The organism is Streptomyces sp. NPDC058295 (assembly GCF_042880655.1).
Lineage (GTDB): Bacteria > Actinomycetota > Actinomycetes > Streptomycetales > Streptomycetaceae > Streptomyces > Streptomyces coriariae.
This window is the reverse complement of sequence record NZ_JBHVYO010000007.1, coordinates 109,813-133,622: the sequence shown is the minus strand read 5'-3', so window position 1 is coordinate 133,622 and position 23,810 is coordinate 109,813. Positions and strand designations below refer to the sequence as shown.

At 71.5% G+C, this 23,810-nt stretch carries 25 protein-coding genes and 1 pseudogene; 9 read left to right on the top strand and 17 right to left on the bottom strand.

The genetic code is table 11. The features are described 5' to 3' along the window. Nucleotides 1-178 precede the first annotated feature (178 nt). The 6 genes and pseudogenes from ACFVYS_RS10060 to ACFVYS_RS10035 all read right to left on the bottom strand — a co-directional run. A complete protein-coding gene (locus ACFVYS_RS10060) occupies nucleotides 179-1,417 on the bottom strand; it encodes a PP2C family protein-serine/threonine phosphatase (RefSeq protein ID WP_389500754.1) in 1,239 nt (412 codons plus the stop codon). A gap of 347 nt (nucleotides 1,418-1,764) precedes the next feature. Next, entirely contained in the window at nucleotides 1,765-2,076 is a 312-nt protein-coding gene (locus ACFVYS_RS10055; protein WP_362521259.1) for an SCO5918 family protein, read from the bottom strand. A gap of 52 nt (nucleotides 2,077-2,128) precedes the next feature. Continuing rightward, complete coding sequence (locus ACFVYS_RS10050; protein WP_389500548.1) at nucleotides 2,129-2,533, bottom strand: CBS domain-containing protein; 405 nt, start codon at nucleotides 2,531-2,533, stop codon at nucleotides 2,129-2,131. Nucleotides 2,534-2,585: 52 nt separating this feature from the next. Next, nucleotides 2,586-4,097 (bottom strand): DEAD/DEAH box helicase, encoded by a 1,512-nt coding sequence (locus tag ACFVYS_RS10045; RefSeq protein WP_389500546.1) that lies wholly within the window; start codon nucleotides 4,095-4,097, stop codon nucleotides 2,586-2,588. Nucleotides 4,098-4,419: 322 nt separating this feature from the next. Further along, nucleotides 4,420-4,623, bottom strand: coding sequence for a cold-shock protein (locus ACFVYS_RS10040; RefSeq protein ID WP_007387007.1), 204 nt, complete (start codon nucleotides 4,621-4,623; stop codon nucleotides 4,420-4,422). Nucleotides 4,624-5,109: 486 nt separating this feature from the next. After that, nucleotides 5,110-5,432, bottom strand: a pseudogene (locus ACFVYS_RS10035) (hemolysin III family protein); the annotation flags it as partial. Between the two features lie 227 nt (nucleotides 5,433-5,659). Here ACFVYS_RS10035 and ACFVYS_RS10030 point away from each other — a divergent pair. Beyond that, nucleotides 5,660-6,196, top strand: coding sequence for a hypothetical protein (locus ACFVYS_RS10030; RefSeq protein WP_389500544.1), 537 nt, complete (start codon nucleotides 5,660-5,662; stop codon nucleotides 6,194-6,196). 396 nt (nucleotides 6,197-6,592) lie between these two features. Here ACFVYS_RS10030 and ACFVYS_RS10025 read toward each other — a convergent pair whose 3' ends face one another. The 4 genes from ACFVYS_RS10025 to ACFVYS_RS10010 form a co-directional block, all read right to left on the bottom strand. Beyond that, complete coding sequence (locus ACFVYS_RS10025) at nucleotides 6,593-6,715, bottom strand: hypothetical protein (protein WP_389500542.1); 123 nt, start codon at nucleotides 6,713-6,715, stop codon at nucleotides 6,593-6,595. 63 nt (nucleotides 6,716-6,778) lie between these two features. Further along, nucleotides 6,779-7,111 carry a MerR family transcriptional regulator gene (locus tag ACFVYS_RS10020; protein ID WP_389500540.1) on the bottom strand — a complete coding sequence of 111 codons (333 nt, stop codon included), beginning with the start codon at nucleotides 7,109-7,111 and terminating at the stop codon, nucleotides 6,779-6,781. Nucleotides 7,112-8,430: 1,319 nt separating this feature from the next. Continuing rightward, nucleotides 8,431-9,042, bottom strand: coding sequence for a hypothetical protein (locus tag ACFVYS_RS10015; protein ID WP_389500538.1), 612 nt, complete (start codon nucleotides 9,040-9,042; stop codon nucleotides 8,431-8,433). Between the two features lie 42 nt (nucleotides 9,043-9,084). Next, complete coding sequence (locus ACFVYS_RS10010) at nucleotides 9,085-9,558, bottom strand: hypothetical protein (RefSeq protein ID WP_389500753.1); 474 nt, start codon at nucleotides 9,556-9,558, stop codon at nucleotides 9,085-9,087. Between the two features lie 111 nt (nucleotides 9,559-9,669). Here ACFVYS_RS10010 and ACFVYS_RS10005 point away from each other — a divergent pair, with 111 nt between their 5' ends. The 3 genes from ACFVYS_RS10005 (at nucleotide 9,670) to ACFVYS_RS09995 (ending at nucleotide 11,221) form a co-directional block, all read left to right on the top strand. Next, the gene (locus tag ACFVYS_RS10005) at nucleotides 9,670-9,840 is read left to right on the top strand and encodes a hypothetical protein (RefSeq protein WP_389500536.1); all 171 of its coding nucleotides are present in this window, start codon (nucleotides 9,670-9,672) and stop codon (nucleotides 9,838-9,840) included. A gap of 9 nt (nucleotides 9,841-9,849) precedes the next feature. Further along, nucleotides 9,850-10,734 (top strand): NAD(P)-dependent oxidoreductase, encoded by an 885-nt coding sequence (locus tag ACFVYS_RS10000; protein WP_389500535.1) that lies wholly within the window; start codon nucleotides 9,850-9,852, stop codon nucleotides 10,732-10,734. Between the two features lie 64 nt (nucleotides 10,735-10,798). Then, nucleotides 10,799-11,221: a PPOX class F420-dependent oxidoreductase gene (locus ACFVYS_RS09995; protein ID WP_389500533.1), complete on the top strand. Its 423-nt coding sequence runs from the start codon at nucleotides 10,799-10,801 to the stop codon at nucleotides 11,219-11,221. A gap of 24 nt (nucleotides 11,222-11,245) precedes the next feature. On the opposite strand, the gene ACFVYS_RS09990 is transcribed toward ACFVYS_RS09995, so the two are convergent. The 3 genes from ACFVYS_RS09990 to ACFVYS_RS09980 are packed head-to-tail and all read right to left on the bottom strand — an operon-like array spanning nucleotide 11,246 to nucleotide 13,325. Beyond that, complete coding sequence (locus ACFVYS_RS09990) at nucleotides 11,246-12,154, bottom strand: phosphotriesterase (RefSeq protein WP_389500751.1); 909 nt, start codon at nucleotides 12,152-12,154, stop codon at nucleotides 11,246-11,248. Further along, nucleotides 12,151-12,735 (bottom strand): DUF4865 family protein, encoded by a 585-nt coding sequence (locus ACFVYS_RS09985; protein ID WP_389500531.1) that lies wholly within the window; start codon nucleotides 12,733-12,735, stop codon nucleotides 12,151-12,153. The genes ACFVYS_RS09990 and ACFVYS_RS09985 overlap by 4 nt, the downstream gene beginning before the upstream one ends. Nucleotides 12,736-12,743: 8 nt before the next feature. Beyond that, nucleotides 12,744-13,325 (bottom strand): TetR/AcrR family transcriptional regulator, encoded by a 582-nt coding sequence (locus ACFVYS_RS09980; protein WP_389500529.1) that lies wholly within the window; start codon nucleotides 13,323-13,325, stop codon nucleotides 12,744-12,746. 172 nt (nucleotides 13,326-13,497) lie between these two features. Between ACFVYS_RS09980 and ACFVYS_RS09975 the strand changes: the two genes are divergently transcribed. From ACFVYS_RS09975 to ACFVYS_RS09965, 3 genes are read left to right on the top strand one after another with little or no spacing between them, the layout of a single operon-like run. Then, entirely contained in the window at nucleotides 13,498-13,791 is a 294-nt protein-coding gene (locus ACFVYS_RS09975; RefSeq protein WP_020125972.1) for an SHOCT domain-containing protein, read from the top strand. Next, nucleotides 13,788-14,546, top strand: coding sequence for an ABC transporter ATP-binding protein (locus ACFVYS_RS09970; protein ID WP_389500527.1), 759 nt, complete (start codon nucleotides 13,788-13,790; stop codon nucleotides 14,544-14,546). The genes ACFVYS_RS09975 and ACFVYS_RS09970 overlap by 4 nt, the downstream gene beginning before the upstream one ends. Further along, complete coding sequence (locus ACFVYS_RS09965; RefSeq protein ID WP_389500525.1) at nucleotides 14,543-17,104, top strand: ABC transporter permease; 2,562 nt, start codon at nucleotides 14,543-14,545, stop codon at nucleotides 17,102-17,104. The genes ACFVYS_RS09970 and ACFVYS_RS09965 overlap by 4 nt, the downstream gene beginning before the upstream one ends. 84 nt (nucleotides 17,105-17,188) lie before the next feature. On the opposite strand, the gene ACFVYS_RS09960 is transcribed toward ACFVYS_RS09965, so the two are convergent. Both ACFVYS_RS09960 and ACFVYS_RS09955 read right to left on the bottom strand, forming a co-directional pair. Continuing rightward, on the bottom strand, nucleotides 17,189-17,725 hold the full coding sequence (locus ACFVYS_RS09960) for an ATP-binding protein (protein WP_389500523.1): 537 nt from the start codon (nucleotides 17,723-17,725) through the stop codon (nucleotides 17,189-17,191). Between the two features lie 224 nt (nucleotides 17,726-17,949). Next, nucleotides 17,950-18,273, bottom strand: coding sequence for a hypothetical protein (locus tag ACFVYS_RS09955; protein WP_054240675.1), 324 nt, complete (start codon nucleotides 18,271-18,273; stop codon nucleotides 17,950-17,952). 385 nt (nucleotides 18,274-18,658) lie between these two features. On the opposite strand from ACFVYS_RS09955, the gene ACFVYS_RS09950 reads away from it, so the two are divergent. Beyond that, nucleotides 18,659-19,783, top strand: coding sequence for a PLP-dependent cysteine synthase family protein (locus ACFVYS_RS09950; protein ID WP_389500521.1), 1,125 nt, complete (start codon nucleotides 18,659-18,661; stop codon nucleotides 19,781-19,783). 39 nt (nucleotides 19,784-19,822) lie between these two features. On the opposite strand, the gene ACFVYS_RS09945 is transcribed toward ACFVYS_RS09950, so the two are convergent. Continuing rightward, a complete protein-coding gene (locus tag ACFVYS_RS09945) occupies nucleotides 19,823-20,293 on the bottom strand; it encodes an SRPBCC family protein (protein ID WP_389500520.1) in 471 nt (156 codons plus the stop codon). Nucleotides 20,294-20,348: 55 nt separating this feature from the next. Next, nucleotides 20,349-21,179: a DeoR/GlpR family DNA-binding transcription regulator gene (locus tag ACFVYS_RS09940; protein ID WP_389500518.1), complete on the bottom strand. Its 831-nt coding sequence runs from the start codon at nucleotides 21,177-21,179 to the stop codon at nucleotides 20,349-20,351. Nucleotides 21,180-21,459: 280 nt separating this feature from the next. On the opposite strand from ACFVYS_RS09940, the gene ACFVYS_RS09935 reads away from it, so the two are divergent. Next, the gene (locus tag ACFVYS_RS09935) at nucleotides 21,460-23,805 is read left to right on the top strand and encodes a hypothetical protein (RefSeq protein WP_389500517.1); all 2,346 of its coding nucleotides are present in this window, start codon (nucleotides 21,460-21,462) and stop codon (nucleotides 23,803-23,805) included. Nucleotides 23,806-23,810: the final 5 nt, after the last annotated feature.

Genomic DNA, 23,810 nt, shown 5'->3' with positions numbered 1-23,810 from the left:
CCGGAGGGTGCAGGCAGGTTTCCCGCGACGAGATCAGTCGATTGGTCAGCTCTACCGTGGCGAGGCAGCACCAGAAGATCTGGTCGAGGAAGGCTTGGTCATACCCGCCTTGCCGAGCGGCGTTGCGGTATCGCACGACGCTGTTGGTGGCGTGGGACCGCGCCATGCGGCCCAGAGTTCAACGCCCTGCAGCGGTTGGTCCCGTTCTTGACGGGGGTGAGGCATCGGCGAGGTCGGCGCCGGTGGCGGCGTCCCGTTGAGAGTGGCCGGCACCGTGCCAGTCCAGGCACATGACGGTCGCGTCGTCTTCCAGGTGACCGTGGCTGGCGGCGACGATCGCCCCGATGAGGGTGCGAGCCGCCTCTCGGGGGTGCAGCGCACGGGTGCTGACGATCAGGTCGGACAGGTCCAGGCTGTTGGCGTTGCGTTCCAGCATGCCGTCCGTCAACATCACGAGCCGGTCGCCGGGTCGCAGGTCCAGCGACTGCACCCGATAGGGGTGCGAGGGGTGGACGCCGAACGGCAGATCGACCTTTGGGACGATCTGCTGCACTTTCCCGTCCCGCATCCGCAGCGGCCAGGGGTGCCCGGCGTTGATGAAGTGCGCCTCACCGTCGAGCAGACTGATCCGCAGCAGCTGACCGGTGACGTAGCCTCCATGGCCGTGCTCGCGCATGGCCTGGTCGGCCTGGCGGGCTTGCTGCTCAAGGGCGGCGCCCGCTCGCCGCGCCCGGCGCAGGGCGCCCACCACCAGGGTGGCCAACAGTGCGGCGGCGACGTCGTGACCCATGGCGTCGGTGACGGAGAGCTGGACGGCGTCCCGGTCGATGACGTAGTCGAAGGTGTCACCCCCGACGTGGTCGGCAGGCTCCAGCGCCCCGGCCACCGCGAACTGCGCCGCCTCGCACGCCAGCGACACCGGGAGCAGCCGGTGCTGGATCTCTGCGGCCAGGCTCAGCGGGACAGTGCGCCGGCCCCACTGGTAGACGTCGGTGAACGACCGGTTCGCGATGACGATGTACGCCAGCGCATGCGCCGTCTCACCGATCTCCCGCATCGTCTCCGCATCCGGCGCCGCCGGCAAGAACAGTTCCAGAAGGCCGATGGCGTCCCCACGATTGGTCACCGGAGCGACGATCCGCACCAGCGCGCCCTCACTCCTGTCCTGGACACCGGGCCGCTGGCTGCGGATCACATCGTCGTACAGGGTGCCGCGCAGCGGAATGCGCCGGGCCGGCTCACCGGTCTCGACACTGCCCGCGGCGCCCAGCCGTACGACCGAGCTGCCGTTGAAGTCGGTGATCAGGAACGAAACGGACGCCGCCCCCAGGCGCTCTTTGAGCATGCGGGCGACCACGTCGAGCGACTCCACGGGCGCCGCGGCCTCCGCCGCCTCCAACGCCCCCGCCAGCGTCAACGCCTCGCCCGCACGATTCCCGCCTGACCCCCATGCGGTCACGGCGCCTCCTCACTCCTCGACTCGATGCCGCTCAGGACTCGCGTCCCGGACCCGCGGGTGCCGGTGTCCAGTCCAGCACCGAACGGGTCATATGGCACCACGTGTCCACGTGTCCCAGCCTGCGCCCGGGTACTCAGCCGCCCGGCCGTCACCGCTCTCGGACGGTGTGCGGTCAGGTTCAGGCCCCGTGCGCTCTGCGCTGCCGCATGTGCCTCATGTGGCTGCCGGAAGGACGGCACCGAAGTGCACGGTGATGGCGGCGAAGCTCACTGCCGCCGCGACCGCGGCTCACTCCTGCCCGTCGGTCAGACGGTTGCGGGGGCCCCGAGCATCGCGGAAGCCTCCTGGAACGCGCTGAGCGTGCGCGTGGGTGCAGCGGCTGGGGAACGGTCGCGGCAGGTGAAGCCGAGCTGGGTCATGGCCCGCAGGACTTCTCCGGTGCTGAAGTCGCGGCGGTCCTGGCGGGTGACGACCTGCCCGACCTGCTTGACGGGGTAGGTGCGACGGCCGACGATCACGGACGCCCCGAAGACTTCCTCGGGCTTGACGCCCTTCATCGATTCCAGGACACCGCTCTTGGTGAGGTCGAAGGGGAAGCGGGCGATGACACAGCGCATGATGCCTCACAGGTGAAGAACGAGGGGATGGTTCTGCCGCGGTTGAGGCGGTTCAGCGGGCCAGGGCGAGGACGCCCAGGGCGTTGCCGTGTTCGTCGACCACGGGCAGGGCATCGAGGCGGCGGTAGCGCATCGCGTGCTCGGCTTCGGTCATCGTGGTCACGGGTGAGGCGAAGGGCCCCTGGTCGACGAGGATGTCCCGCAGCTGGACCCGGTCGGTGTATGCGGAGCTGTCGCGGACCGCGGTGAGCTGGGCCTGGGTGAGAAGTCCGGTGCACACGCCGTCGTTGTCGCAGACGAGCAGGTGTGAGGTGCGGGCGCTCGCCATGACGGACAGGGCCACCTCGACGGTCATGTCGTCGCAGACCTGCGGTCCGGCGGTCTCCATGGTGTCGGCCACTGTCCTGGGCGCGGGGGCGGCGCCCGTCGAGCGGGGCTGCATCTGAACCATCGTCACAACGTGCCTCCTGCAGAGGTGGGCCAGATTCCTGAATCTGAACACGAAGTCCTTACGCCGCCGCGTCGAACGAGGACTGCCGGGTCCTGCGCCGGGTGACCGAGGCGGGGCTGCGTCGGCCGCGTGAGGACGACGTGCTGCGCTGACGGCGCTCGGCGACCGGCGCGGTGATCGTCACCGGGATGCCGGAGGGCGTCTGGGCGCCGGTGATCCGGCTGAGTGCCTCTTCGCCGGCGCGGACCTGGGTGGTCTGGGGCATGATGCCGGCGGCGGTCATGAGACGGGTCATGTCGCGGCGCTGGTTGGGGGTGACCAGGGTGACGACGCTGCCGGACTCGCCGGCGCGCGCGGTGCGGCCGCCGCGGTGCAGGTAGTCCTTGTGGTCGGTCGGCGGGTCGACGTTGACGACCAGGTCGAGGTTGTCGACGTGGATGCCGCGGGCGGCGACGTTCGTGGCCACGAGCACGGTGACGTGCCCGGTCTTGAACTGGGTCAGGGTTCGGGTGCGCTGCGGCTGTGACTTGCCGCCGTGCAGGGCGGCGGCCCGCACCCCGCTGTTGAGCAGGTCCTGCGTCAACCGGTCGACGGCGTGCTTGGTGTCCAGGAACATGATCACCCGGCCTTCGCGCGCCGCGATCTGCGTCGTCGTCCAGTGCTTGTCCGCACCGTGGACGTGCAGCACGTGGTGTTCCATTGTGCTGACCGCGCCCGCGGACGGGTCGACGGAGTGGACGACCGGGTCGGTGAGGTAGCGGCGGACCAGGCGGTCGACGTTGCGGTCGAGGGTGGCGGAGAACAGCATGCGCTGGCCCTCGGGGCGGACCTGGTCCAGGAGCGCGGTGACCTGGGGCATGAAGCCCATGTCGGCCATCTGGTCCGCCTCGTCCAGGACAGTGATGGCGACCTGGTTCAGCCGGCACTCCCCGCGGTCGATGAGGTCCTTGAGCCGTCCCGGCGTCGCGACGACGACCTCGGCACCGCTGCGCAGCGCGTTGGCCTGCCTGCCGATCGACATCCCTCCCACGACCGTGGCAAGACGCAGCTGCACCGAGCGGGCGTAGGGGGTGAGTGCGTCGGTCACCTGCTGGGCCAGCTCACGCGTCGGCACGAGGATCAGGGCCAGCGGCTGGCGGGCCTCGGCGCGTTGTCCGGCGGTGCGGGCCAGCAAGGCCAGGCCGAAGGCGAGGGTCTTGCCGGAACCGGTGCGCCCGCGGCCCAGGGCGTCGCGGCCCGCGAGGGTGTTGGGCAGGGTCGCGCCCTGGATCGGGAACGGGACGCTCACGCCTTGCGCGGTCAGCGCGGCCAGCAGCTGCTTGGGCATGTCGAGGTCGGCGAACGCCTCGACCGCGGGCAGCGCGGGAGTGATCGTCTCCGGCAGGGCGAACTCGCCCTGCACCGTTGCGGGCCGCCGGCCGTAGCCGCCCGAACGGCTCGGACCCCCTGAACGGTTCGGGGCGGATGATCCGAAACGGCTGCCCCGCTTCGAACCGGCGCTGGAACCGAAAGCGGGGCCGTCGCCACGGCTGCGGCGGGAAGAGCGGTCATTGGTACGTGCGGAGTTCATTGAGAACCTTCCTTGATACGGCACGTATCAAGGAATTCCCGCAGCGTAAGCAGCGCGGGGAATCACAAGAACGGACCGAATGGACGCGAAAAAGAATCTGGAGTGCGGTAGATCTGGTGCGGATTGCATCGACGAATTTCTGACGTCATATGGACGTGAAATCCCGAGCGCCTACCGGTTGCGCCTTGGAAGAGGCGCGTGTCCCTGGACGAGGGCCCACGGACGCTTCTCGTCCCGCAGGTCGCACCACTGCGGGAAATATCCGTAGCTGGGGCCCGCACCCCGAGGGATGCGGGCCCCAGCTACGAAGTGCGCGTCAGCGTCAGGCGAGGACGATGTTCTCGGCCGTCGGGCCCTTCTGGCCCGCCGCGATGTCGAAGGTGACCTTCTGGCCTTCGAGCAGCTCGCGGAAGCCCTGGGCGGCGATGTTCGAGAAGTGGGCGAATACGTCGGCGCCCCCACCGTCCTGCTCGATAAAGCCGAAACCCTTGGCTGCGTTGAACCACTTCACAGTGCCTGACGCCATGTCATATCTCCTCTTGGGCAGTACGCCGGGACCCGCGATGTACGGATACCGGGTCGCCGCGATGATGCCCCGTCCGGAAAACGACCGGCAATACGAAAACGCCGCCAGCGGCTGAAAATTCCGATGAAGGCGCTTGAAGTTTTTGGGAACCACAACTGCAACTGAGATCGACAGTAGCATGAGCTGGCGGGCCGAGTGCGGTAAATGGCTCCGTCCTGCTGATTGCAGCAAAAACACTTTCCGCGCGACGTGTCAAACCCTCACTTCGCGGCCATAGATATTGACCCACCCGAAGCGCAGCGTTTCAGGAACAGGGGTCGCCGTGAAGCGCTCAAGAGAGCGCGTATTCCGGTGGAGATTTCCTGCCCGGCGTGTACCCCGGTGGCCCGTGCGCCGGTCTCGCCGCGGCCCCGGGCCGCTGGTGGGGCGGGCGAGCGGGCAGGCCGGCAGGCCGGCAGGCACGCAGTGGTGTGGCGGTCGGCAGGTGGCCAGGGAAATGGCGATGTAGTGCGCGGCGAAGGCTGCCACGGTCAACGCGTGGAACACCTCGTGCCGCACCAGCGGGGGAAGGGGTCGGGCCGTTGGAGGGCGTAGACAACCGCGCCCGCGCTGTAGAGAAGACCGCCGGCCACGATCAGGGTGAGGACGGCCGCCCCGCCGGTGTGCAGGAAGCCGGGCGGGTAGCGCACCGGCGCCCAGCCCAGGGCCAGGTAGCACGGGGTGTACAGCCGGCGCGGGGCTCCGATCCACAGGACCCGGAACGCGATGCCGGCCAACGCCCCCGTCCCCACGATCCACACCAGGAGACTCACAGGACAGCCTTTCGAGAGGCCGGCCCGAAAACCAGGCGCCGCCTCGGCCGGGCGTGGGCTCTCTCGCGGCGGGTGGACGCCGGTGCGGCTCCCAGGTCCCGCCAATTGGGCCGCCCTGAGCCGAGTAGCGCCACTGGTCCTGGGGAACGATCAGGGCTTCCGAACTGGCATCTCCGCTCGCCTACCCGCAAGGATCGCCGATGCTTCCTGAGGTCCGCCCCCACGTGTCCGCCCCGCTCGCCAACCAGTTGGAGCACCAATTGGGCCTCGCTTCCGACCTTGAAGCCCGGCATCTCGATGTGGAGCGTGTCGCCGGCATCGCGGTCGTCGCGGCTGCCCACTCCGGTGGCTACGCGTCCATCGGCCATCTCCTCGGGCTGCTGGCCGCGCTCCCTGCTCCCACCGATGCAGGCGAACGCTTCTGGTCGGACCTGTGGAGGTCCTCGGGCACCGCCTACCTGCTACCCGCCAACATCAAGGCCGAGGTGGTGCAAGCCCTGACAGGCGAAGGAACCGCCCTGGCCCGACAGATCCTCTCGGCTGTCGATGAGATGACCCCGCCCCAACGCGTCGCGGCCGGGGAGGTGATCGGTCGAGCGCTCGTCGAGTCCGACCATCTCCCCGACCTCAAGACACAGGTCATCGGAGAACTGTGGCTCCGCGATCTCGAACTCACCGCCTGGCGCGTCCTGCACGCCGACCGCAGGTCGGACGATCCTGCTGGACGGAAAGCCTTCCTCGAAGCCTGGACGAGCGTCTGAACGTCTGCTCCGCCAAACCGCACGACAGCCGCACCGGGCATGCGGCCCCCCAGCCGCGCCACGCGGCCCCGGCCTCGTATCCCTACTCATGCGGCCTGGTGCTCCTGTCCCTTCCGAGCCACACCCTGGTCGCCGGCGATCAGCACGCCGGCGACCAGGAGCGCAGCGTCGTCGCTTCCAGTCTCGGCGACGGTTGAACGCTCTCAGCCGACGCCGACATCCAGGAACACTCGGCCGAGGCAGCGCCGTGCCCAGAGGCACCTAGGTTCGCGCAGCCACGGCCGCGCGACCCCGGTCCTGTCGGTGACAGGCCCTCTCCCCACCCGCGAGAGGGACCCACTGCCGGCTGACAGCACCGCCCGCATGCGTACGGCAGCTACCGGACGCGACCATGTCTCAAGCCATCGAGCCGATGTACGCCTCGCGCAACATGCGCAAGGCGGAGATGGTCGCCCGGTTCCAGCAGCACAGCAGAACGCCCACGCCGAAGACGTGGGCGAAGAGGAAGTTCCGAATCATGACAGCTGACGCAGGCGCTGCACGCCCGTACACCCTGTCATCTGAGGCAATGCCCGCACTGCCTCAGGCTGCGGGTGGTTCGGACGCTTCGGCGGCGCGGTGTTCGGCGTTGATGCGCTGGGCTTCTTCGAGTTGGTCTTCGAGGATGATGATTCGGCAGGCGGCCTCGACGGGGGTGCCGTGGTCGACGAGTTCGCGGGCGCGGGCGGCGATGCGCAGTTGGTAGCGGGAGTAGCGGCGATGTCCGCCTGCGGAGCGCAGCGGGGTGATGAGGCGCGCTTCGCCGACGGCGCGGAGGAAGCCCTGGGTGGTGCCGAGCATCTCGGCGGCCCGGCCCATGGTGTAGGCGGGGTAGTCGTCGTCGTCGAGACGCCCGAACGAGTCGTCTGCTGTCATCGCACCTCTCTGCGGAACGCGTGGAGGGGCCCTGGTGCCGTACCGGCACCAGGGCCCCGAAGGAACTGCTACACCATCTGCCGGCCCTACTGTTGCGCCGGTCTCATGTTTCCGCGGACCCGACCTGAACACTGCCGGGGATGCGGGGATCGCGAATGCGTGACCGGAGACCACCTCACTATCGATGTCCTGCGGTACCCGGACCCACTGCTCGTCCGGGCGATCCTGATGGCGCGGGCTCCTCCGTTCTTCCCTCTGATCAATCACTTGCGAAACCGGTACTGCGGTACTGCTGGTGGCCTGGAACAAGCGCCACTCTTCGGCAGCCAGCCCCGTCGCCCGTCCTGCATCTGCTCTGGCTTAGAACCCCACTGCCGAACTTCCCGGTACGCGCGCCCGCAGTCAGACGCCTTTACCGGGGAACCACAGGAAAACTGCACTGCTTGGTACTGCTGTCCTGCTCATGGCGGCCCCTGATCACTGCGGGCCCCCCGGTCCGGCCGTCAGCCCCGTCGCCGTCCTGCAACAACCTGGCTTCGGGACTCCACCGCCGCACCGTCCTGCGTACTGCTGCCCGGCAGTTCATTTCTGCCGGGCCCTTCTTGATCTCGTCTACGAGAGAAACCATAACTGGCCCGCCACCCAATGTCTACTCCAGCCAACATAGATTTTCGTGGGTCCGGCCACGAGGTAGTCGCCCACGAACAACAACGAACAAGCAGACCCCTGGCCCCCTGCGGCTGGGCAGCCGCTCCGGTCGGCGCACTTGCGTCGCGTCGCGGATCGCAGCACCTCATCCGGCTTCCCTCGCGATCGGCACCACACCCCGAAGACCGGCCCGGCGCGGTGAGTGGGTCCAGGACCGGGTAGGGCCGGCGTGTAGGCGGACCGGGCATCGACGATGCAAGACCGGGGTGACCTGATGGACACGGTGAGCGTCAACGCCGCAGCCGAGTCTTCCGCGAACGCCGTCGCCGCCGCACGCGATGCCACCCGGGTCTTCCTGGGAGCCCTCGGCCAGCAGGAAATCGCACCCGAAGACGCCGACTCCGTCATCTTGGGCGCTCCGAACTCGTCACCAACGTCCTGCGTCACGGCGGCGGAACCTGCACACTCCGCCTGACCGCTCATCCCGACACCATCGAGGTGGCCGTCGACGACACCAGCCCGCGAGAGCCGCGCATGCGCACCCAGACCGGCGAAGAGCCCGAGAGGCTGTCACACCAACCCCTCTCCGGCCGAGTGGCCTTCCGCGTCCTGGCTCACACCTGCACTGCGCCGGTTGCACAGGGCGGGGCCGTTCACGCGCCCGTACGTGCTCAGTTGCCAGGGGGCCCTTCACCTCGGGCGTAGAAGGATTCGACCCCGTCCCATGGCGAGGGACCGCCCAGGGTCCGGACAAGGTCTTCCTGGGACACATCGAGCGAGCGGCGGGCGGCGTTGACGAACTTCACGTGTGCCTCGTACAGCCCGGTGTGTATCGGTTGGAGCTCTGCGAGGTCGGTCGGCTGCCGGCCGTGGAAGAGAACGGTGAAGGCCTCGATGATGTCGCAGATCTCCCCGGCCGCGGTGGCGGCTTCCCGGCTCGCCACCAGGCACAGGGATTGCAGCGCGGCGTTGAACGGCCCCCACACGACGGCGGGGCGGCGCCGGTCCAGGAAGGCGTGCCTGAGTTCCATCTCCACGGTTCCGAAGGCTTGCAGGAACTTTTCGTAGGCGGCTGTCCTGGCCTGCTGCAGCCACTGCCGGTTCTGGCTGCGGCGGCCGACGATGCCGCCTGCGATGACACCCACGATGGTGGCGGCGACGCCGCCTGCGGTGGATATCACAAGCCCCCATGGGACAGCCACGTCATGTCTCCTCACCGCTGGGTGTGTTTTCGGCGATGACCTGCGGTCGTCCCTGGCCGGCCGGGCCGCCGGGTTGGTCACGGCGGATCGCAGCGTACAGAGCAGCACCCGGCCGCCACGTCCTCAGATGCCGGCATCGTGTCCGCGCCGCCGAGGCCGCCGCGCGGGGCGCGGCCCCGGCCGAGGACGCGCAGCCTCGTGAAGCCGAATCACGCTGCGCCGTTGCACTGCGAGGCTCCGGGAGACGTCGGAACGTGCGGCATCTTGAGCGTCGGCTTGCAAGCGGCGAAGGGCCACTGCCTCACCGCGCCCTGTTCGCCGGGGTGGCTGGGGCGGGCTGCTTGAGAGCGGTGAGCGTCCAACGGTTCGTCCGTAGTCTCCGTGCCGGTTTCTCCTGTCTGGGGCGCCGCGCTCCTCGAGGTTCCTCAGGTGGTAGACGACGGACGCCGGGCTGTTCATCCCGATCTCCCGCGCCGGCTGCCGCACGGACAGTGCCTCGCCACGGTCCTGGATGGAGTGGCGGATCGCGCGGAGGATCTCCTCCTCGCGCGCCGTCGGGTGTTGCGGCCGCCGGTTTGGCAAAGCTGGCGGTGCCACGAGGTGGAGCGCTTCCGTCAGTCCTGGCCGCCAGGCAGTCACCGGCTTCCTTACGCACAACGGCACACGGATTCAAGGCCGGGACTCCTTCGGCGGGGCTCCGGAACGGACATGCCGCACGCCTGGCTGGTGGAGGACCTGCCCGGCGGCCGGGTCCGCATCCTGACCCAGGAGACCCAGCTCGGGCGGCCCGCGGCCGCCCTGGCGGGCGAGCGGCCGGACCCGATGCCCAACCGCCATCAGGCGTGGCTGGACGGCCTGGTCGGCGCCGCGTCGAAGTAGGTTGAGGCCATGACAGACGAACTGACCGTGAGCGTCCTCGGCACCGGCATCATGGGCGCCGCGATGGCCCGCAACCTGGCAGGAGCGGGCCACACCGTGCGCGCCTGGAACCGCACCCGCGCCAAGGCCGAGCCGCTCACCGCCGACGGCGTCCGCGTCGTCGACACCCCTGCCGAGGCCGTCGAGGGTGCGGATGTCGTCCTCACCATGCTCTACGACGGGCCCGCCGCCCTGGAGGTCATGCGCGAGGCCGCGCCCGGCCTGCGCGCCGGAGCGGCCTGGGTGCAGTCGACGACCGCCGGGACCGGGGCCATCGGCGACCTGGCAGCCTTTGCGCACGCACACGACCTCGTCTTCTTCGACGCGCCCGTCCTGGGCACCCGGCAGCCCGCCGAGGCCGGTCGGCTGACCGTGCTGGCGGCCGGCCCGAGCGAGCACCGCGACGCGGTGGCGCCGGTGTTCGACGCGGTGGGCGCGCGGACGGTGTGGACGGGCGAGGACGGTGGCGAGGGAAGTGCGACGCGCCTGAAGCTGGTGGCCAACAGCTGGGTCATCGCGGCCACCGCCGCGGCCGGCGAGGTCCTTGCCCTGGCGCAGTCGCTGGATGTCGACCCGAACGCCTTCTTCGAGCTGATCGCGGGTGGCCCGCTCGACATGGGGTACCTGAAGGCGAAGACCGACCTGATCCTCGACGACCGGCTCCTGCCCGCACAGTTCGCGGTCGCGACGGCGGCGAAGGACGCGCGGCTGATCGTCGAGGCCGGTCGTGAGCACGGCGTCCGCCTGGACGTGGCGGCGGCGAGTGCCGAGCGTCTGGAGCGGGCCGCCGCCCAGGGCCACGGCGACGAGGACATGGCCGCCGCCTACTTCGCCAGCTTCGACAAGAACGCCTGAACCGCGAGACACCCGAACCGCGAGACACCAGAACCGCGAGACACCAGAACCGCGAGGAGATCCCGTGTCCAAGCCTCCGCTGCCGCCCGAAGCCGTCGAACTGCTGGGCCGCCCCAACCCCTGTGTGATGGCGACCCTGCGTTCCGACGGAGCCCCCGTCTCCACCCCCACCTGGTACATCTGGGAGGACGGGCGCGTCCTGATCAGCCTGGACGAGAGCCGGGTCCGCCTCCAGCATCTGCGCCGCGACCCGCGCCTGACCCTCACCGTCCTCGACTCCGACGACTGGTACACGCATGTCACCCTCATCGGACGGGTGGCCGAGCTGCGCGAGGACGAAGGCCTGGTGGACATCGACCGCATCTCCACCCACTACACGGGCAAGCCGTACCCCGACCGGGTCCGCTCCCGTGTCAGCGCCTGGATCGAGATCGACCGCTGGCACGGCTGGGGCGCCCTGAAGGACAGCGACCAGGCGTCCACCTGAGCGTCCCGCGGCCGGGCCCGGCGGTCAGCGCCACTCGACGCCGAAGGCCCGCCCCGGGTTCTCCGCCAGGATCCGCGCCACCAGCTCCTCACCCACGGCGAGCGCCAGCCGTGGCCGGACCCGGCGCAGCAGATACGGCATGCCGGGGCCGCCGTCGACCGAGCGGGCCGCGGCCGTCGTGGTGTCGCCGCCGAGCAGCAGCCGGTCGCCGAAACCGGCATCGGCCAGGGCCCGTACGGCGTCCGGCATCCGCCAGTCGGTGGCGTGGTGGGCGCGTGACGGGCCGTCGAAGGCGAGCCAGCAGCCCGCCTCGGCGGCCTGCCGGTGCACCACTTCGTCGGGCGCCCGGTTGAGGTGCCCGAGGATCAGCCGGTGCGGGGGTACGCCCAACTCCCCGCACAGCAGGTCGACCACGTCGAGCGCACCGGTACCCAGCTCCAGATGGACGGCGACCGGCGCGTCCGTCGCGTGATGCGCCTCGGCCGCGGCGGCCATGGTCCAGCGGGTGTGCGCGTCGAGGGCGTGGAACCCGCCCGCGACCTTGACCAGCCCGGCGCGGACCCCCGACGTCCCGATGCCCTCGGTCAGTTCGGCCACGAACACCTCGGCGAGCCGGTGCCGCAGGCCGTGGAGTGTCCCCTGGTCGTAGTGGACGTCCTGGTGCAGCCCCGTCGCGGCCACCACCCGCACCCCGGTCTCCCGGGACAGCGGCGGCAGATCCGCCGCGCGCCGACCGAGACCGTACGGCGTCCACTGCACGACGGCGTCACCGCCCTGCGCGCGGAACGCGGCCAGCTCGGCACGCGCCGCGGAGCGGCTGTCGAGCTCCTGACCGGGCAGCCGGGGACTGCCGAAGAACAGGTGGTCGTGCGCGTCGCACACGCCGAGCCGCTCCGCCGGCAGGTCCCCGAGCACGGTCCGCACGGCGTTCACCACTGCCGGCCCCCGGGCAGGGCGGCCCGCCCCGGCGCCGACAGATGCAGCACCTGGAACAGATCACCGTCGGCCTTCGGCGTGTCGTGCTCCCAGAGTGAGAAGTGCACGCTTTCCCAGCGGCTCGTGTCGACCGCCGCCGCCGCGAGCACCGCGCCCTCCTCGCGCGCCAGCCGCCCCACCTCGTCCGCCGCGTCCCGCGCCATCTCGGACGGCAGCGCTCCGTCCGGGACCGGCTCGCGCCGCCGTACGGCGAACAGGGCGGGGGAACCGGCGGCGACGCCCTCCTCGTACGCCAGACCGGTCCACTGACGGACCGTCGGACGCCCGAAGTCGTCGCTCAGCCGCTGGAAGCCGCCTCCCCAGAGGAAGGCGTTCATGCCCTGCACGGTGTTCCAGAGATAGAACGGCGCGTACTGGTTGACCGGCGAACCGTGTACCCCGCGTTCGCGCAGCAGGTACGCCTTGAGGCCCAGGCCCTCCCAGTCGTCGAGCAGATGCCCGACACGGGACACGCGCGCGTGGATGACGCGCATGTCGTAGTCGGCGGGCAGCGTGAGCTCGTACTGCATGGCGTGCATCGGGCCTCCTAGTCGGCCGGACGGGGCGCGAGCAGCGACAGCAGCCCGCGGACACCCGCGTCGAAGGCGGTGGGTGAACCGGACGCGCGGGCCAGGACGTAACCGCCCTGGACGGTCGCGACGACGGTGGCGGCGATCGCCTCGCCGTCCAGCTCGGCCCCGAACTGCCCCTGTTCCTTGCCCTCTTCGACGAGGTGCGCGATCCGTTCACGGATCCGGTCGATCGTCTCGTCGACGGGCTCGCGCAGCTCGTCGCTCGCGATCACCTCCGGATCCATCGTCAGCCGCCCGATAGGGCAGCCGCGCAGCACGTCACGCTCACGTGTCAGGTACGCCTCGATGCGCTCGTACGGTGTGCCCGGCCCGTCGAGTACTCCCTCGGCGGTGGCCCGCATCTCGTCGGCCGTCCGCCGGATCGCCGCCAGGGCGAGGTCGGGCTTGCCCTTGAAGTGGTGGTACATGCTGCCCTGCCCGGCGCCCGCGCGCTCCAGGATCGCCTTGGGGCTGGTCCCCACGTAACCGCGCTCCCAGAGCAGCTCCCGGGTGGACTCGATCAGTCGCTCCGAAGTGCTCACGACCCGACTGTACATACTGGTAGTTACAGAAGTCGAGCCCCACGGAACAGCTCTCAGGGAGCAGCCGCGGCACGCGCGCGTACTCCCGGCGAGGTACGCGCACTGCCGCTGGCCGTACGACGACCCGGACCCCCTCCCGGCGGGACTCTCGAGGCATCACGCGGAACCACTGAGGAGATGACCCGAGATGAACACCCTGGCGAACTGGGACGGTGGCGGACCCGGCCCGTGGATCCTGTTCTTCCCGCTGATCTGGGCGGCCGTCGTCGTGGGCGTCGTGACGCTCCTGCGCCGCACGGTGTGGCGCGGCCGCCGCGGTCCCTGGAGCGCGGCCGGCGACCCCCGGCCCACCGGCGACTCGCCCCTCGCCGTCCTCGGCCGGCGCTTCGCCTCCGGTGAGATCGACGAGGACGAGTACTGGCGTCGGCTGTCCGTCCTGGACGAGCAGTTCGGCCGCACGGGCAAGGGTGGTGCGGCATGAGCACCGCGACCGCCACCACGGCCACGCGGAACGCCGCGCGGGTCGTCGACGCCGTGAAGGTGTACGGCGTCGGCGACACCGCCGTACGGGCCCTGGACGGGGTGAACGTGGCCTTTCCGGCCGGACGGTTCACCGCGATCATGGGCCCGTCGGGCTCGGGCAAGTCCACCCTGATGCACTGCGCCGCCGGCCTGGACACCCTCACCTCGGGCACCGCGTACATCGGCGACACCGAACTGCGCACGCTCGACGACCGTCGCCTCACCCTTCTGCGCCGCGACCGGGTCGGGTTCGTCTTCCAGGCGTACAACCTGGTGCCGACCCTGACCGTCGAGGAGAACATCCGGCTGCCGCTGGACCTGGCGGGCGAGCGGGGCGAGTCGGAGTGGATCGACGCCCTCGTGGACGTCGTCGGGCTGCGCGACCGCCTCCACCACCGGCCCTCCGAGCTGTCCGGCGGCCAGCAGCAACGCGTCGCCGTGGCACGGGCGTTCGCCGGCCGGCCGGACGTCGTCTTCGCCGACGAGCCCACCGGCAACCTCGACTCCCGCGCCGGGGGAGAGGTGCTCGGGCTCCTCGCCCGCACCGTACGCAGGACCGGCCGCACGGTGGTCATGGTCACCCACGACCCGGTCGCCGCCGCCCACGCCCACGAGGTCGTCTTCCTCGCCGACGGACGGCTCGTGGACCGGATGGAGTCCCCGACCGCCGACCGCGTCCTGGACCGCATGAAAGCCTTCGAGGTGCCGTCATGAACGCGTCCCTGCGGCTCAGCCTCTCGTCCCTGCGCGCCCACCGGCGCCGCTTCGCCGGAACCTTCCTCGCCGTCTTCCTCGGCGTGGCCTTCCTGGCCGGAACGCTGGTCATGGGGGACACCCTCCGGGCCGGCTTCGACTCGATGTTCGGCAACGCGACCGCGGGCACCGACGCCGTCGTGCGCGGCGCCGACACCATCACCACCCCCGGCGAGAGCCAGGGCGTGCGACAGCCCGTCTCCCGGGACATGGTGGGCACCGTCGCGGCGGTCCCCGGCGTCGCGGCCGTCGCCCCCGACATCCAGGGCGCGGGGCAACTCGTCGGCAGTGACGGCGAACCGATCGGCGGCCAGGGCCCTCCCACCCTCGCCGGCAACTGGATCACCGACAAGAAGCTCAACCCCTACCGGCTCGCGGAGGGACGCGCACCGGCCCGGTCCGGCGAGGTCGTCGTCAACCGGGGTACCGCCGACAAGGGCGGCCTGAAGATCGGCGACACCACCACGCTGCGCACCCCCGACCCCGTGCGCGTGACGATCGTCGGACTCGCGACCTTCGGCGGCGAGGACGGCATGGCCCAGGTGACCTTCACCGGCATGACCCGCGCCGACGCCGAGAAGTACCTGACCGCCAGGCCCGGCCGGGCGACGAGCATCGTCGTGCGCGCCGGCCCGGGAGTGAGCCAGGCGGAACTCGTCGACCGGCTGACTCCCGTACTGCCCAAGGGCGTCGAGGCCATCACCGGTCAAGAGTCCGCGCAGGAGAACACCGACATGATCGCCAGCCGGTTCCTGACGATCTTCACCACGTTCCTCCTGGTGTTCTCGGGCGTGGCCCTGCTGGTCGCGACCTTCTCCATCCACAACACGTTCGCGATCGTCGTGGCCCAGCGCGCGCGGGAGAACGCCCTGTTGCGCGCCCTCGGCGCCTCCCGCCGTCAGGTCACCGAGGCCACGCTCGTCGAGGCCGCCGCGGTCGCCGTGACCGCTTCGGCCGCCGGACTCGCGGGCGGCATCGGTATCGCCGCCGGCCTCCAGGCGCTGTTCCCGGCCATCGGATTCCCCTTCCCCGAGGACGACCTGGTGATCGGCGCCCTGTCGCTGGCCGTCCCCCTCGTGGTCGGCGTCCTGGTCTGCCTGGGGTCCGCGCTGCTGCCCGCCGTGCGCGCCGGCCGCACCGCCCCGCTGGCCGCGCTGCGCGAGACGGCCGTGGACTCCTCCGGCGCCTCCCGTCCGCGCGCCGTCACCGGCGCGGGCCTGCTCGCCCTCGCCGTGGCGGCGACCCTGACCGGCGTCCTGGTCACCCCGTCCGTCTGGCTGGCGGGAGGCGGAGCCGTGCTGGCCCTGATCGCCTTCGTCGTCCTCGGTCCGGTCGCGTCCAGCACGGCCGTACGCGTCCTCGGCAGCCCTCTGGACCGGCTGCGGGGGGTCACCGGGGGCCTCGCCCGCCGCAACGCCCTGCGCAGCCCGAAGCGGACGGCGGCCACCGCCGGCGCCCTGATGATCGGCGTCGCCGTGGTCTCCCTCTTCACCGTGTTCGGCGCCTCCCTCAAGGCGACCATGGACCAGACCGTCTCCCGTTCCTTCGCGGGCGACGTGGCCGTCAGCGCCCCGTCGTTCGGCGCGGGCGGCAGCGGACTAAGCCCCCGGCTCGCACCGGCCCTCGGCACACTGCCCGAGGTGGACACGGCCGTCGGACTCGGCCGCGGAGTCGCGGAAGTCGACGGGAAGGGGCGGGCGTTGACCGTCACCGACCCGGTCGCACTGCGCCGCACCTTCGACCTCGGCACCGTCCGGGGCGACCTGGGCGCCCTCGGGACCGACGGCATCGCGATCACCCGGCAGGAGGCGGACCGCCGGCACCTGACCACCGGAGACACCGCCCGGCTCGCCTTCACCGACGGCGACGAGAAGACGTTCACCGTGCGTGCCGTCTACGGCCGCTCCGAACTCGCCGGCGACTACGTCATCACCCGCGCGGCCTGGGCCCCGCACCGCACCCAGGACGCCGACACGCTGCTCGCGGTCTCCTTCGCGGACGGCGTGAGCACGGCCGAGGGCAAGGCCGCCGTGGAGAAGGTCGCGGCCCGCTACGGCAACCCCGAGGTGCAGACCCGCGCCGAGTACGCGAGGTCCTCGGCCGGCGGGATCGACATGATGCTCACCCTGGTCTACGCCCTGCTGGCCCTCGCGGTCCTCATCGCCCTGCTGGGGATCGCCAACACGCTGACCCTGGCGATCCACGAACGCACCCGCGAACTCGGCCTGCTCCGGGCCGTCGGCCAGACCCGGTCCCAGCTGCGGGCCATGGTCCGCTGGGAGTCGGTTCTGGTCGCCGCGTTCGGCACGGTGGGCGGCCTGGCCCTCGGCGCCTTCCTCGGCTGGGTGCTGGTCCGGGCCTCCGACGGGTCGAGCGACAGCGCCTTCGCCTTCGCGCTGCCGCCCGCGCGGCTCGCCGTGGTGGCCCTGGTGGGCGTCGCCGCCGGAGCCCTCGCCGGATGGCGTCCGGCCCGGCGCGCGGCGCGCCTGGACGTGCTGCGGGCCATCGCCACGGAGTGACGTACACCCGGACGGCGTACGCCTCAGGGACCGGTCACCGTGACCCGTGGCGACGGACGCCCCGAAGGTGACGTCACCGCCCGGTCAGCCGACGACGGCCGACCGGGCGGGGGCATGTGCGGGCCGCAGGTCGTCGACGGAGACGACCTCCGTGAACCGCGGCGCGACCTGCTCCCTGGGCGTACGACGCGGCGGACGCGCCGACAGCTCGCGCGTGGCGACGGGGGCCGGCAGCGTGAACCACACGACCTTGCCGGACTCGCCGTCCGGCCGGGCGCCCCAGCTCTCGCTCACCGCCGCCACCATGGCCAGGCCGCGCCCGCAGGTGGCGAGCGCCCCTTCGTCGGCGGCCCCCACGACCGGCAGGCGCGGATCGTGGTCGCGCACGGAGACGGTGAGCCGGTCGAGCAGCAGCTCCATCTCCACGACGCACAGCTTGTCGGGCTGCGCGTGCAGGTGGACGTTGGTCAACAACTCCGTCACACCGAGCGCGGCGCGGTCTATGAGCGGATCCATATGCCAGTAGCGCAACTGCGCCGATACGATTCTGCGGACCTGGCCGATCCGCGACGGCAGGGCCTGAAGCTCGACCGTGCAGTGCCTGTTCGGGTTGGTGATCACGGCTGCGACTCCCCGACTTAGGTCCGGAAGAACACGGGATTCGGATCGAGCAGAGCGTCTGCGCAAGGCGGCCGCCTGCTGTCGTGGCCGGCGGGCTGGTTCGCAGCGTTATCGCCGGTAAACCCAGAGTGACGTGAGACCAGAGTGACGCAGTGGCCGCAGAGCCGCAACTCGCGTCGGCCACGCCACCCGTTCGGCCTCGGGCGCGGCACAACGGCGCAGGCTCAGCCGCCGCGCCCCGCCGCCCTGCGCACGGCCTCGATGAAGCGGCGCGCCGCGGGTGGCCCCGGTTCGCCGGGCGCCGGGTCGTGGTCACCCAGGGTCAGCAGATACCGCTTGCCGTTGAGGTCGGCCAGGGCCCGGTCCTCCGGCGCGAACCAGGGCCTGGAGGCGCGGACCGCCTGCACGGGCGCGCTGTCGATCTCGCTGCCGTAGCTGGTCAGCAGCTCCAGCCTGCCGTCGCTGATCCGGACCTGGCCGGCTCGGGTGAGCGAACGCAGCCGCTTGCCGATGCGCACGCCCGTAGCCGTGAACTCCGGCTCCGCCATGCCTCCCCGCCCCCTTTGTGCGCCTGGGCGAGCCGAACCGTCCGACCGCGTGGGTCGTGATCCAGCCCGCGTCGTGATCGAACCCGTCCTCGGTCCAGTGTGCGCCCCCGTCCGGGCCGGCGTCATCACCCGCCCGGACCTTCGCCCGACCGGGGTGCAGTCTGCCCGCGCCCGGCGTCGAGCACCAGTGCGCACGACGCCTCGGCGCTACCCGTCCGGAGCATTCACGGGAATGCGCCCCCGCGCCCCCAAAGCCGCCCCCCAGGCCCGCCTTTGAGGCTCTCAAAGGTGTGTTTATGCAGGTGAGAAGCATGTGGCTGGTGCTTATGATCGGTGTGTCGGCCGCGCGGACCACCGTCGGCGCGAAGCCTGAAGGAGCCCCGCCGTGACCACCCCCCAGCGCAGCAGGACCGGCGCCACCCTCGACGTCGACCGCAGTGACACCGCCTACCGCGACTGGCTGAAAGAAGCCGTCCGCAAGGTCCAGGCCGACGCCAACCGCTCGGCCGACACCCATCTGCTGCGCTTTCCGCTCCCCGAGAAGTGGGGCATCGACCTGTATCTCAAGGACGAGTCGACCCACCCCACCGGGAGCCTCAAGCACCGACTCGCCCGCTCGCTCTTCCTCTACGGACTGTGCAACGGCTGGATCCGGCCGGACCGCCCGGTGATCGAGGCGTCCAGCGGTTCGACGGCCGTCTCCGAGGCGTACTTCGCCAAGCTGATCGGCGTGCCCTTCATCGCGGTCATGCCGCGTACGACCAGCGCCGAGAAGATCCGGCTGATCGAGTTCCACGGCGGCCGGTGCCACTTCGTCGACGACTCCCGCACGATGTACGAGGAGTCCGCCCGTCTCGCGGCGGACAGCGGCGGTCACTACATGGACCAATTCACCTACGCCGAACGGGCCACGGACTGGCGCGGGAACAACAACATCGCCGAATCCATCTTCCGCCAACTCGAGTGGGAGCGGTTCCCGGAGCCCGCCTGGATCGTGGCCACGGCCGGCACCGGGGGCACCTCCGCGACCCTCGCCCGGTACGTCCACTACACGCGGCGCAACACCCGCATCTGCGTCGCCGACCCGGAGAACTCGTGCTTCTTCGAGGGCTGGACCACCGGTGATCCGGACGTCACCTGCGACTGCGGCTCACGCATCGAGGGCATCGGCCGGCCGCGCATGGAACCCAGCTTCGTGCCCGGCGCCGTCGACCGGATGATGAAGGTCCCGGACGCGGCCAGCGTCGCCGCCGTACGCGCCCTGGAACGGGCCATCGGCCGCAAGGCGGGCGGCTCGACCGGCACCGGACTGTGGAGCGCGCTGAAGATCGTCGCCGAGATGGTGGCCGACGGACACCGCGGCAGCGTCGTCACCCTGCTGTGCGACCCGGGCGACCGCTACCTCGACAAGTACTACTCCGACGCCTGGCTCGCCGAACAGGGCCTGGACATCGCCCCGTACACCGCCGCGATCGAATCGCTCCTGGCCACGGGCGTGTGGCCGGCCTGACCTCCGGCACGCGCCGCCCGAGCGGACGGACCGCGGCCCCTACGGCGTGAGCCGGCGGTCCAGCTCCGTCACCGCGTCCCGGAACGACCGCCCCAGACCGGCCCGCACCAGCCGCAGGACCGCCCGGAACGCGCCGTTGCCGTCGGCGGCGAACGTCCACTGCACCCGCGTCCCCGCCCCGGCCGGCGTCAGCCGCCACTCCTCGACCAGCGCCCGGACGCCCGGCGCGTTGGTCACGTCCACGCGGTAGGCGTACAGCTCCGGCTCCTTCGCCACGAGCACCGTCTCCCGGAAACGCGTGCCGCCCCTGAGCCGTACGTCGCGCCCCGCGCCGTCGTCCAGGGGCTCGACGGACCTCACGGCCGGGAACCACTCCGCCCAGCCGGGCACGTCCTCGGCGAGGGCACGGAAGACGAGCTCAGGGGGTGCGGACACCTCCCGAGCGAAAACCAGCCGTACAGGAGCGGTCTCGACGAACGCGAGTCCTTCGGGGCGCAACCGGTGAGCCATGCGCGCAACCTCCTCAGGGCGAGGAAACGGGTGCGTCACCCTAGCCGCAGGCCCTTCAGATGTCTGTACCCTCACCGGGCTCGCCCGCGACCACCAGCCGCCGCAGGTGCTCGGAGACCTCCACGCGCGCCGCCTCCGGCAGCCCCGCGTCCGTCACCAGCGTGTCGACCTGCTCCAGCGCCGCGAACGAACTCAGGCCCACCACACCCCACTTGGTGTGGTCCGCGACCACCACCACCCGGCGCGCCGACTGCACCAGACGTCGGTTCGTCTCGGCCTCCGCGAGGTTCGGCGTCGACAGACCGGCCTCGGCCGATATCCCGTGCACACCGAGGAACAACATGTCGAAGTGCAGCGCCGCGATGGCCTGGTCGGCGACCGGACCCACCAGCGAGTCGGACGGCGTGCGCACCCCGCCGGTCAGCACGACCGTGGCCGCACCCTGCCGGGGGCCCGAGGTGCGCTGCGCCACGTGGAAGACGTCGGCCACGCGCACCGAGTTGGTCACCACGGTCAGATCCGGCACGTCCACCAGATGATGCGCCAGGGCGTACGTCGTCGTACCGCCCGACAGCGCGATCGCGCTGCCCGCGGCGACGAGCTCCGCCGCCGCCTTCGCGATGTCCTCCTTGGCGGTCAGCTCCAGACCCGACTTCGCCTCGAAGCCCGGCTCGTGGGTGCTCGCCTCCACGACCGGCACCGCACCGCCGTGCACCTTCTCCAGGACACCCTGTCGCGCCAGCGCGTCGAGGTCGCGGCGCACCGTCATGTCCGACACGCCGAGCTTGCGGGTCAGCTCGTTGACCCGTACGCCGCCCCGGCGGCGTACCTCGTCCAGGATCAGGGCGCGGCGCTGCTCCGCGAGGAGGTTCTGATTCTCACTCACGTACGCTCCGGTCCTTTCCCTCAGCCCGTCCGGCAGGCCCGCTCACCTGCTCCGACGAGGCCATTCTCGCCGATTCCGGTGCGGGGGCGTCCCATCCTCGCACGGCTTGCTCACAGCTGGTCCACCACCCCGACGCGTGCATGCCACTCCCGTGTGGCGTGGGCGTTCCCACCCGCTCCGGGGAGGTTCCGTGACGGGAGGTGTATCAAGCCGTGGAAGTGGCGATCCTTATGTCCGCGCGGACACATGTCGAAGGCGTGTCACGGGGGAAGTGCGAACAGTGGAACGTGCCTCAGCGGACAGAACGGCCCTGGAACTCCTGGTCCACGGCGTGGGTGGCGCCACGCCCGAGAAGATGCTCAACGATCCGCGCACGGTGCGGATCACCGGCGACGACACGGCAGCCGTGTTCCGGCGCGCCGACGACGTCACGGCGGACACCGGCCCCGCCGACGACCGCGGCCGCGACGCCCCGGTTCCCGAGGCCTATGTGTGGTCCAACCTCACTTCCGGCAACGGCACCCGCGCCCTGTGGCTCCTGCTGCTGCCGTTCATGGTCGTCAACCTCGCCCACTGGATGCGCCCGGCCGCACGGGAGGGCGTCCGCGCGGTGCGGCTGTACGGCCTGCTCGTGCGGCTCGCGGCACTGAGCCTGACGGTGCTGCTCGTCGCCGCGGCCTGCGAGGTCGCCCTCGACCTGACCGCCTGGCAGTGCGCCGGCACGACCGCGTGCGCCGAGCGTCACTCCTGGCTGGGCTTCCTCTCCCCGGCGGTCTCCGGCGGCGGCTGGTGGAGCCTGCCGGGCCGCCGGCTCGCCCTCGCCGCCCTGGTCCCGACCGCCCTCGTCGGTCTCCTGTGGTACCTGTCCCACCGCACCTGGCGGGCGTACGAGTCCCAGGAGCCCCTCGACCGCGCCGCCGAACCCGAGAACGGTCCCGGTCACACCGCACTCGGCCGGCCCGGCTTCTGGTACGGGCGCCGGCTGGTGGCCCGCCTGCGCGCGGCCCACACCGCGGCGGGACTGCTGACGGTGGCCGCGGCCGTCGGCACCGCGGCCGTGCGCCAGGACCGCCGACCCGGCGGCCCCGCCCTCCTCGACTGGCTCGGCCGGTTGCTGGAGGCGTCCCTGGTGGCGGGCGCGCTCGCCACGGTGTGGGTGGTGTGCCGACGGGGCCGCAGCGAGCACCGCCTCGACCGCCGCATCGACGCGCACCTCGTCCACCGGCTGCCCCTGGCCGCCCTCGTCCTGCTCGCCCTCACCCTGGTGTACGCCGGGTGGCAGCGCCCCGGCTGGCACTCCGAGGGCCGGCTCCCCGGCGACGCGACCTTCGGTGGTCTCGCCCTCGCCCAGGGCGCCCTGGTGATCGCCCTCGCGGTCGTCGCCCGCGTCCTGCACCACTGCCCACGCGAGCGCCACGAGCCGGCGGACCCGAACGGGGCCACTGCCGTCGAGCGGGTGCAACTCGTCCAACAGGAGCGCTGCGCCCTGCGCGGGCTCGGCGGGCCCGCTGTCGCGATGCTGGCCTGTGCGCTCGGCGGAGTGATGTCCGGCGGGGTGTCGCAGCGCGTGTCGGACTGGCTGGACGGCACCGGGACCTTCCTCGACGGACCGCCCGTCCTCCTGACCTGGCAGGCGTCCGTCATCCCCGTGCTGCTCGTCGTCCTGCTGACGCTGTGCGGACTGCTCGGACGGCAGACCTGGCTGCTCACCCGGGCCGAGGAGGAGGCGGTGGGCCGCGCGTACGGGGTCGGACCCGGCGACCCGGCCCGCACCCGTCGCATCGCCCGCGCCCGCGCCATGGCCACGCTCACCGACCGTGGCCCGCTCCTCGTCGCCGTCGTCTCCACCGCGACGCTCCTCCTGGGCGCGGGCGCGCTCGTCGGCGCCTTCGGCACCGGGAAGACCCCGGTCCGCGCCACGGACGGCGCCCAGGCCTTCGTCCAGGGCGCCGCCCAGACCGCTCAGGCCATGGGCTCCTGGCTCATAGGGCTCGGCTTCGTCCTCTTCGTCACCTGGGGCCGGCGCGCCTACAAGGACGCCTCCGCGCGGCGCACGATCGGCATCCTCTGGGACGTCGGCACCTTCTGGCCGCGCGCCGCGCACCCCTTCGCCCCGCCCTGCTACGCGGAGCGCGCGGTCCCCGACCTGACCTGGCGGATGGCCGGTTGGACGCGCGCCACGGGCGGACGTCTGGTGATCTCCGGGCACTCCCAGGGCAGCGTCCTCGCGGCCGCCGCGGCCTGGCAGCTGAAACCCTCCGACCGCAAGCGGGTCGCCCTGCTCACCTACGGCTCCCCGATCGAGCGCCTCTACGGCCGCTGGTTCCCGGCCCACTTCGGTCCGGCCGCCCTCGCCGCCCTGCACGAGGACATCGCCTGCTGGCGCAACCTGTACCGGCTCACCGACCCCATCGGCGGCCCGGTCCGGCTGTCCGGCGACGACTGCGGCCCCCAGGTGGACCGCGAGCCCCTCGCGGACCCGCTGGCGTACGGCCGCACCGAGGAACACCCGCTGCCCGCGCCCGTCCTGGGCCACTCCGACTACCAGGCCGACCCGGTGTTCGTCGAGGAACGCGAGATGCTGCTGGGACGGCTGCGACCGGAGCTGCCCGTGCAGCGCACCTGAGCGGA